The sequence below is a fragment of the Streptococcus pseudopneumoniae ATCC BAA-960 = CCUG 49455 genome (genome assembly GCF_002087075.1).
GTDB classification, from domain to species: domain Bacteria; phylum Bacillota; class Bacilli; order Lactobacillales; family Streptococcaceae; genus Streptococcus; species Streptococcus pseudopneumoniae.
Window position 1 is genome coordinate 1 of sequence record NZ_MWSM01000068.1, and the last position, 8717, is coordinate 8717.

Here is an 8717-nt window from a genome sequence, read left to right on the forward strand (position 1 = left end):
GCTACAGTCAATGTCTATGGTAACAAAGATGGTAAAGCAGATTTGACAAATGTCGTAGCAACTAAACAAGTTACTATTAACATAAACGGTTTAATTTCTAAAGAAACAGTTCAAAAAGCCGTTGCAGACAACGTTAAAGACAGTATCGATGTTCCAGCAGCCTACCTAGAACAAGCCAAGGGTGACGGTCCATTCACAGCAGGTGTCAACCATGTGATTCCATACGAACTATTCGCAGGTGATGGCATGTTGACTCGTCTCTTGCTTAAGGCATCTGACAAGGCTCCATGGTCAGATAACGGCGACGCTAAAAACCCAGCCCTATCTCCACTAGGCGAAAACGTGAAGACCAAAGGGCAATACTTCTATCAAGTAGCCTTGGACGGAAACGTGGCTGGCAAAGAAAAACAAGAACTCATTGACCAGTTCCGAGCAAACGGTACTCAAACTTACAGCGCTACAGTCAATGTCTATGGCAACAAAGATGGTAAAGCAGATTTGACAAATATCGTAGCAACTAAAAAAGTTACTATTAAGATAAATGTTAAAGAAACATCAGACACAGCAAGTGGTTCTTTCTCACCTTCTAACTCTGGTTCTAGAGTGACTCCGATGAATCACAGTCATGCTACAGGTGCGACTCATCAAATGTCTACTGACCATAAGGACATGATGGCACCAGCCAAAGAGACTGATAAAGCAATTCCAGCAAATGACCAAATGGAAAAATCAGGTATGAAGACTGAGACTCCAGCTCCAAGTACTACAGATAGCATGCCTGCTGACACCATGACAAGCTCTACCAATACGATGGCAGGTGAAAACATGGCTGCTTCTGCTAATAAGATGTCTGATACGATGATGTCAGACAAGATGATGTCAGATGATAAAGCTATGCTACCAAATACTGGTGAAGCTCAAACATCAATGGCAAGTATTGGTTTCCTTGGGCTTGCACTTGCAGGTTTACTCGGTGGTCTAGGTTTGAAAAACAAAAAAGAAGAAAACTAATCAGCTAAGGAAATAAATGATGGATAGTGGGCTGACTAAGGCTAGTTTACCAACTCAATCAGCTATCAGGACTTTCTTTCAATAGCAGATTAAAATCATCGTAAAACAATAAAAATAGTGTTATACTTAAAGCAGTATAGCACTGTTTTTATCAAAGGAGAGACAGATGGGAAAGACAATTTTACTCGTTGACGACGAGGTAGAAATCACAGATATTCATCAGAGATACTTAATTCAGGCAGGTTATCAGGTCTTGGTAGCCCATGATGGACTGGAAGCGTTAGAGCTGTTCAAGAAAAAACCGATTGATTTGATTATCACAGACGTCATGATGCCTCGGATGGATGGTTATGATTTAATCAGTGAGGTTCAATACTTATCACCAGAGCAGCCTTTCCTATTTATTACTGCTAAGACCAGTGAACAGGACAAGATTTATGGCCTGAGCTTGGGAGCAGATGATTTTATTGCTAAGCCCTTTAGCCCTCGTGAGCTGGTTTTGCGGGTCCATAATATTTTGCGTCGCCTTCATCGTGGGGGCGAAACAGAGCTGATTTCCCTTGGCAATCTAAAAATGAATCATAGTAGTCATGAAGTTCAAATAGGAGAAGAAATGCTGGATTTGACTGTTAAATCATTTGAATTGCTGTGGATTTTAGCTAGCAATCCAGAGAGAGTTTTCTCCAAGACAGACCTCTATGAAAAGGTCTGGCAAGAAGACTATGTGGATGATACCAATACCTTGAATGTGCATATCCATGCTCTTCGACAGGAGTTGGCAAAATATAGTAGTGACCAAACGCCCACTATTAAGACAGTTTGGGGCTTGGGATATAAGATAGAGAAACCGAGAGGACAAACATGAAACTAAAAAGTTATATTTTGGTTGGATATATTATTTCAACCCTCTTAACCATTTTGGTTGTTTTTTGGGCTGTTCAAAAAATGCTGATTGAGAAAAGCGAGATTTACTTTTTGCTTGGGATGACCATCGTTGCCAGCCTTGTCGGTGCTGGGATTAGTCTCTTTCTCCTATCGCCGGTCTTTACATCGTTGGGCAAACTCAAGGAGCATGCCAAGCGGGTAGCGGACAAGGATTTTCCTTCAAATTTGGAGGTTCAAGGTCCTTTAGAATTTCAACAATTAGGGCAAGCTTTTAATGAAATGTCCCATGATTTGCAGGCCAGCTTTGATTCCTTGGAAGAAAGCGAACGAGAAAAGGGCTTGATGATTGCTCAACTTTCGCATGATATTAAGACTCCTATCACTTCGATCCAAGCGACGGTAGAAGGGATTTTGGATGGGGTTATCAAGGAGTCGGAGCAAGCTCATTATCTAGCAACCATTGGACGCCAGACGGAAAGACTCAATAAACTGGTTGAGGAGTTGAATTTTTTGACCCTAAACACAGCTAGAAATCAGGTGGAAACGACCAGCAAAGACAGCATTTTTCTGGATCAGCTCTTGATTGAGTGCATGAGTGAATTTCAGTTTTTGATTGAGCAGGAGAGAAGAGATGTCCACTTGCAGGTAATCCCAGAGTCTGCCCGGACTGAAGGAGATTATGCTAAGCTTTCTCGTATCTTGGTGAATCTGCTCAATAACGCTTTTAAATACTCTGCTCCAGGAACCAAGCTGGAAGTGGTGGCTAAGCTGGAGAAGAACCAGCTTTCAATCAGTGTGACCGATGAGGGGCAGGGCATTGCCCCAGAGGATTTGGAGAATATTTTCAAACGCCTTTATCGTGTCGAAACTTCGCGTAACATGAAAACAGGTGGGCATGGTCTTGGTCTTGCGATTGCGCGTGAATTGGCTCATCAATTGGGTGGGGAAATCACAGTCAGCAGCCAGTACGGTCTAGGAAGTACCTTTACCCTCCTTCTCAATCTCTCTGGTAGTGAAAATAAAGCCTAAAACCCCTTTACAAATCCAGCTATTCATGGTAAAATAGATTTTGTGTGAAATATCAGCAGGAAAGCATGAAGCTCGTCAACAGGTGTCTTATGATAAGTAACCTTGGCTGTTTAGGCGAAGGGCATCTGCACGAATCAGGGCTTTCTAAGTGACTATTTCCACCGAAATATTATTTATATCAGGAGGACATTCACATGTCACGTTATACAGGACCATCTTGGAAACAATCTCGTCGCCTTGGCCTTTCACTTACAGGTACAGGTAAAGAATTGGCACGTCGTAACTACGTACCAGGACAACACGGACCAAACAACCGTTCTAAATTGTCAGAATACGGTTTGCAATTGGCTGAAAAACAAAAACTTCGTTTCACTTACGGTGTAGGTGAAAAACAATTCCGTAACTTGTTCGTACAAGCTACAAAAATCAAAGGCGGGATCCTAGGTTTCAACTTTATGCTTCTTTTGGAACGTCGTTTGGATAACGTTGTTTACCGTCTTGGTCTTGCGACTACTCGTCGTCAAGCTCGTCAGTTCGTAAACCACGGTCACATCCTTGTTGACGGGAAACGCGTTGATATCCCATCATACCGCGTAACTCCAGGTCAAGTGATCTCAGTTCGTGAAAAATCATTGAAAGTTCCAGCAATCCTTGAAGCAGTAGAAGCTACTCTTGGACGTCCAGCATTCGTATCATTCGACGCTGAAAAATTGGAAGGTTCATTGACTCGCTTGCCAGAACGCGACGAAATCAACCCAGAAATCAACGAAGCACTTGTCGTTGAATTCTACAACAAGATGTTGTAATATTTTATTAAATATGATAGGCTGTAAAGCCTTGAAACTAAGCACTTTAGGCCTCTATCCTAGAGTGCTTTTTTGATTTCTCTTAGTATCCAGCTATAATCGTTGAGACATAACTAGACCGATATAGTCCAAAGTGATATAATAGTCTAAAGGAGGTGCTACCATGAATGTTTTAGAAAAAAACACACAGGTAAATTTTAAGACTAACAGAGACTTGTTAGAGAAAGCTAAAGCTATTATCACAGCGCAAAATCTTGATATGACAGCCAGTTTTAACTTGTTTTTAGAACACATTGTAGAAAATAAAGCCTTGCCATTTGAAACTCAAGTAGATAAAGAAAGAGAAGAACTTCTATCAAGGTTGCGTGCTGAAATTGCTCGTAGCTTTGAGGATTTAGAACATGGAAGAACTTACAGTCTTGATGAAGTGAGGGCTAACCTTGGAATTTAACGAGAAGGCATATAGCATCATTATCTCCGAAACGGTACAAGAACAGCTAAGAGGTATTAAAGATTATATCTCAGCTAACTACTTTTCAGAACAGGCAGGAGCAAACACAGTTAAGAATGTTCTTTATGGTTTGGAGCGTCTTGAAGTCTTCCCAGAAGCAGGATTTGATGCTGACGAAAGAGTAGGAGGGATTATATACCCACCCCACAAAACTCGATGCATCATTTTAGGAGATTACCTAGCATTCTATCATATTTTAGAGGACAGAAAAGCTGTCTTTGTATCAGATATTATTCATAGCAAACAGGACTACATCCGCTTGTTCAAGAAAAAATAGCGCCTATATATGAACTGCACCCCAAAAGTTAGATTTTTTCTGTCTAACTTTTGGGGTGCAGTTCAATTGGAATGTCCTTATTTTTATTATGGGATTGACAAATGAGGTTAAGGTTCAGATCTATGAACTTAGAAAGCAAGTACAAATCTTTAATCAGCTTTCAAAAAGATTTTGTGTAGATGTTTCGGGCTAAGGTATGTGACAAGATGAATTGATCGTTATGGAATAGAGAGTGTTAAAAATGGGAAGAATCGTTACTATTCCCCTGAATTAAAACAAGAAATAATCAATAAAAGCCTATATAATAACAAATGTATTAAAACTAAGAAAGACTTAGCTCAGTGTAATACAGAACCAAATCTTATAGATAAATTATTTGTCTAATTTTTTAGGAATTATATCTCTAAACAATATCATTTAACAATTAAATTGTTAGATCTAGCTTAAATTTCTGGTTTAATTCATTTATTGTATCACTATCATTATATTCCTTAAATATTCTCATAGCTTTAGAACATTCTTTTTTACCTAACTCTATTTGATTAGTTTTTATAAGATAAATACCTTTTAGGAAGAGTAAATAATTCTTTTCAAAATAATATCCTTGTCTGGTCAGTAAATTTTCTAAATCATCTATAAAAAATTGAGCGTTATTTAACAAATTATTTTTTAATAATAATTCTAAATTAAATAAATATAAAGGAATTACTCTATGTGTTCCCATATTTGTTTTTAAAAAATGTCGTGTTTTCTTGATTACCGCTCTATATAATAAGCTTATGGTTTTAGTGTTCATAAAAAACACCGAATTATAAAAAATTTTCAGTTCATACTCCATCCAAGTATCTACCGAAAGCAAATACTTTATTATCTCATTGCATTTAGATGTATTATAAGGAAGATTTACAAGGCGATTAATCTGTTGTTCAGCAATCAATTTTATGTGAAAATTGCATAAACTTCTTTCCTGCTTTTGTTTTAGCTCTATTTTCTTTATTAGTTCTTGTAACAAAATGATATCTGAAGAGTTTACAGCATGTTCTAATTCTTCAAAAAAGCATTCTTTTTTGGAATAATAGCAATGAACTAATTCTTCAAATTCCGAAAATGATATCCCCAGGCGATTTAACAATATGTAAAAATGATCAATAGATAATTTTGTAATCCCATTTTCGAAACGAGAAATAGTTGACTCACTAATCTTATCACAAGCCAAATCTTTAAGACGAAAATTTTTTGAAATACGGATATCCTTTAAAACTGCTCCAAAATTTTCCATAGTATTCCTCTTCCATTTCTGCAAAAAATAAAACCTGTTTTTTTATTTGTGATATGATTATACAAAAATAAAACAGAAAGGACAATATGATTATGAAAAAAATTTTATTGTCATCAGTTGCTTTACTGAGCCTAGTGGCAACACTACCAGTAAATAGTCCAGTTTCTGCTCAAGAATCTATCTCTCCCAAGTCTTATAGTCACTCTAATGGCAGTTGGATTCAATCGAATAGCCGTTGGTGGTATAAACACTCTGACGGTTCTTACACTAAAAACGGGTGGGAAAAGATCAATGAAACCTGGTACTATTTTGATAGTGAAGGTTGGATGAAAACAGGTTGGTTTAATGAATATGGAAATTGGTATTATCTAGATACTAGTGGTGCTATGAAAACAGGATGGTGTTTGATTTCTGGTAGTTGGTACTATTTAAATACTAGCGGTGTCATGCAAACTGGCCTACAGACTATCGAAGGAAAACAATATTATTTGGCTGCCAGCGGTGCTATGCAGACAGGTTGGCACAATATTGGAGATGATACTTATTTCTTTGCTAGTAGTGGAGCAAGACAAACGATTAATCGCCGTGCTTTAGTTCTTGGTGAAACATCAACGAGAGCAGTACCTATCGAAGACGTTAATGCTATGGAAAAGGTTTTTGGTAACCAAAACTTTAGTAAAGTTGTTCGTTTCCCAGATAAAACTAAGTCCGAGATTATTGCAAAAACGCAAGAGCTTTTCAAATCTTCTATCGAAAGCGATGTGAACTATCTTTACCTTACTTGTCATGGAGGAAGAGACGGAAGAATCTATCTTGGTAGCGATGGTCAGACATTTTCAGGCTGGGAATTGGCATCTATACTGAAACAATATAAAGGTAAGTTTGTGGTTATGCTGGATTGTTGCTATTCAGGAACAATTATAGATGTAGGTAAGTCAGACAAAAAGGTTGCCTCCAAGTCTGAAGAAAAATTTGATGAACAAGCATTTTTGGCAGGATTTTCAACAGGAGATGTAGCAAGCAAGAATGGTGAAATGCTTGATTCTAAATTCCTCGTACTATGTGCCTCTTGGAAAGGCGAAGAATCGTATAGTGTAGTCGGAGTAGGTAGTCTTGCCACCAGATACTGGGCAATGGGTACAGGTTGGGATTCACTTCAAAATAGAATGATTTCGCCTATGGCAGACACCAATACTAACGGAAAAATTACTTTAGAGGAACTGTATCAATACTCTTATCCTCTAGTCCTTGAAGCTGCATCACAAATTCACGAAGAGCAACATGTATCAGTTTATCCTAAAAACAGTCAATTTGTTTTATTCCAAAAATAAGGAGTTAAGAAAATGAAAGTATCAAAAAAAATCACACTATTTGGTTTATCTCTAGCAGGTCTAGCTTTATTAGCTTTCCCTCATTCAGGTCAAGCCTTTGAGTTGGAAGAAGAATGGGTTATTAAGGGTGGGGTTAAGTATCAAGATGGCAAAATTCTTCGATTTAACAATGGCCATGAAGTGGATATCAAAGTCTTGGATTTGCCAAAAACTGAGAAAATCGAGTGGACGGTTAGTCTCAATGGTCAAGATCAGACTATCAATTTCCTAGGTCAAGAAAAGGACAAATCTATGGTCGGTACAGAGGGGCGTTACCTGAATTTCTATGTACCTTATGGCTATAGAGGAGATATCAAGGTAGAAGCCAAGAGCGGAAATGAAGTAAAGACCTGGTCCACTAAAGTAGTAGATGATGTATATAATGATGGCGGAAAGAGTGGTTACTTCCGTATTGACGAATCAAATGATCAACACACCTACCTTGATGCAAAATGGGACTATCAAACTAAGACCTACACTGCTACCTTACCAGAGACTCTCAATGGTCAAAAAGTGTTTGCTTGGGAAGACGACTATGTAGAATTGAAACTTCAAAAACCAGGAGTTATCAGTCATTCCTACAGAGGGGGAGGAGCCTTCAAAATACTTTATCCGATTCTAAAAGCAGAAAGCTGGCTAAAAAAGAATTACAGTGAAAAGTGGTACTATCAAAAACAAGGTCAATTAGTTAAAAATGCTTGGGTTAAGGACAAGGGAACTTGGTACTTTATGAATGATAAAGGAGTCATGTTCAATCAAACTTGGCTCTATCAGGGTGGCAACTGGTATGCCTTTAAATCATCAGGAGCTATGATTGCTAGCAATTGGCTATATGATAATAACTCTTGGTATTACCTAAAGGACTCAGGTTCTATGGCGACAGGTTGGATCAAAGATAGTGGATCTTGGTATTATCTAAACAACTCAGGTTCTATGGTAACAGGATGGGTAAAAGATAGTGGATCTTGGTACTACCTTGCTTCAACTGGTAAGATGCTTCACAACACCTATACACCTGATGGTTACTATGTAGATGCCAGTGGCGCTTGGAAATAAATTTTAAACAGAGAAAATCTACTGAGAAGGTAGGTTTTCTTTTTTAGTCAGTGAATAATATATAGTAGATTGAAACTAGAATAGTACATCTGGACTTCTAAAACATTACTAGAAATTGATTTGATTGTCCTGATTGATTTGTCCTATTTTTATTTCATTTTACTATAGAATAAAGTAGATCAGAAATTTAGCAGGGTTATTCTCTTTTACTAACAATCTGCTTACAAAAATTAAACAAGAGTATTTTAAAAATTAGACCCATTGTGAACTTTAGTAGTAAACAAAAATCTGGGAAAAAAGTTTTATAGTCATTTAGTTTTTAAAAAGCGTTCCAAACATTCAAAAATAGTTGGGACTTCCCTTAATAAATCTGTTACTTTCTTTTTCAAGATAGCCCAAGCTTGCTCAATAGGATTCAAATCCGGTGAATATGGCGGTAGAGGTAAGAAAAAGTGTTTATCTTGGATGCAGAGTTCATCCAAAATGTTCTTGG

The 8717-nt window shown here is 37.6% G+C and carries 10 protein-coding genes and 1 pseudogene; 9 read left to right on the forward strand and 2 right to left on the reverse strand.

Annotated elements, in window-relative coordinates; genetic code table 11:
- The 7 genes and pseudogenes from B4W83_RS11545 to B4W83_RS13595 form a co-directional block, all read left to right on the forward strand.
- On the forward strand, positions 1 to 1011 hold a 1011-nt coding region (locus B4W83_RS11545; protein ID WP_142246451.1), incomplete at its 5' end, for an SSURE domain-containing protein.
- Positions 1012 to 1177: 166 nt separating this feature from the next.
- On the forward strand, positions 1178 to 1876 hold the full coding sequence (locus B4W83_RS11550) for a response regulator transcription factor (protein ID WP_000520643.1): 699 nt from the start codon (positions 1178 to 1180) through the stop codon (positions 1874 to 1876).
- A complete protein-coding gene (locus tag B4W83_RS11555) occupies positions 1873 to 2925 on the forward strand; it encodes a HAMP domain-containing sensor histidine kinase (protein WP_000769777.1) in 1053 nt (350 codons plus the stop codon). The genes B4W83_RS11550 and B4W83_RS11555 overlap by 4 nt, the downstream gene beginning before the upstream one ends.
- A 194-nt stretch (positions 2926 to 3119) precedes the next feature.
- Positions 3120 to 3731 carry a 30S ribosomal protein S4 gene (gene rpsD / locus B4W83_RS11560; protein WP_000092760.1) on the forward strand — a complete coding sequence of 204 codons (612 nt, stop codon included), beginning with the start codon at positions 3120 to 3122 and terminating at the stop codon, positions 3729 to 3731.
- A gap of 163 nt (positions 3732 to 3894) precedes the next feature.
- Complete coding sequence (relB, locus tag B4W83_RS11565; RefSeq protein WP_001101480.1) at positions 3895 to 4182, forward strand: type II toxin-antitoxin system RelB/ParD family antitoxin; 288 nt, start codon at positions 3895 to 3897, stop codon at positions 4180 to 4182.
- Complete coding sequence (locus B4W83_RS11570) at positions 4172 to 4519, forward strand: type II toxin-antitoxin system RelE/ParE family toxin (protein ID WP_000395510.1); 348 nt, start codon at positions 4172 to 4174, stop codon at positions 4517 to 4519. The genes relB and B4W83_RS11570 overlap by 11 nt, the downstream gene beginning before the upstream one ends.
- Positions 4520 to 4607: 88 nt before the next feature.
- A pseudogene (locus B4W83_RS13595) lies at positions 4608 to 4822 on the forward strand (IS3 family transposase); the annotation flags it as partial.
- A gap of 121 nt (positions 4823 to 4943) precedes the next feature.
- Here the strand turns inward: B4W83_RS13595 and B4W83_RS11580 are convergent.
- Entirely contained in the window at positions 4944 to 5798 is an 855-nt protein-coding gene (locus B4W83_RS11580) for a helix-turn-helix domain-containing protein (protein WP_000427006.1), read from the reverse strand.
- 92 nt (positions 5799 to 5890) lie between these two features.
- On the opposite strand from B4W83_RS11580, the gene B4W83_RS11585 reads away from it, so the two are divergent.
- Together B4W83_RS11585 and B4W83_RS11590 are read left to right on the forward strand one after the other, a co-directional pair.
- Positions 5891 to 7129 carry a caspase family protein gene (locus B4W83_RS11585; protein WP_000722389.1) on the forward strand — a complete coding sequence of 413 codons (1239 nt, stop codon included), beginning with the start codon at positions 5891 to 5893 and terminating at the stop codon, positions 7127 to 7129.
- Between the two features lie 12 nt (positions 7130 to 7141).
- Entirely contained in the window at positions 7142 to 8224 is a 1083-nt protein-coding gene (locus B4W83_RS11590; protein WP_000868697.1) for a cell wall-binding repeat-containing protein, read from the forward strand.
- 308 nt (positions 8225 to 8532) lie between these two features.
- Here B4W83_RS11590 and B4W83_RS11595 read toward each other — a convergent pair.
- A partial coding sequence (locus B4W83_RS11595) for a transposase (protein ID WP_210433155.1) occupies positions 8533 to 8717 on the reverse strand: 185 nt, incomplete at its 5' end.

What these genes read in the sequence shown, in the direction of transcription:
- B4W83_RS11590 (WP_000868697.1), top strand. Translation starts at nt 7,142, where the DNA reads ATGAAAGTATCAAAAAAAATCACACTATTTGGTTTATCTCTAGCAGGT.
- B4W83_RS11555 (WP_000769777.1), top strand. Translation starts at nt 1,873, where the DNA reads ATGAAACTAAAAAGTTATATTTTGGTTGGATATATTATTTCAACCCTC.
- B4W83_RS11580 (WP_000427006.1), bottom strand. Translation starts at nt 5,798, where the DNA reads ATGGAAAATTTTGGAGCAGTTTTAAAGGATATCCGTATTTCAAAAAAT.
- B4W83_RS11585 (WP_000722389.1), top strand. Translation starts at nt 5,891, where the DNA reads ATGAAAAAAATTTTATTGTCATCAGTTGCTTTACTGAGCCTAGTGGCA.
- relB (WP_001101480.1), top strand. Translation starts at nt 3,895, where the DNA reads ATGAATGTTTTAGAAAAAAACACACAGGTAAATTTTAAGACTAACAGA.
- B4W83_RS11550 (WP_000520643.1), top strand. Translation starts at nt 1,178, where the DNA reads ATGGGAAAGACAATTTTACTCGTTGACGACGAGGTAGAAATCACAGAT.
- rpsD (WP_000092760.1), top strand. Translation starts at nt 3,120, where the DNA reads ATGTCACGTTATACAGGACCATCTTGGAAACAATCTCGTCGCCTTGGC.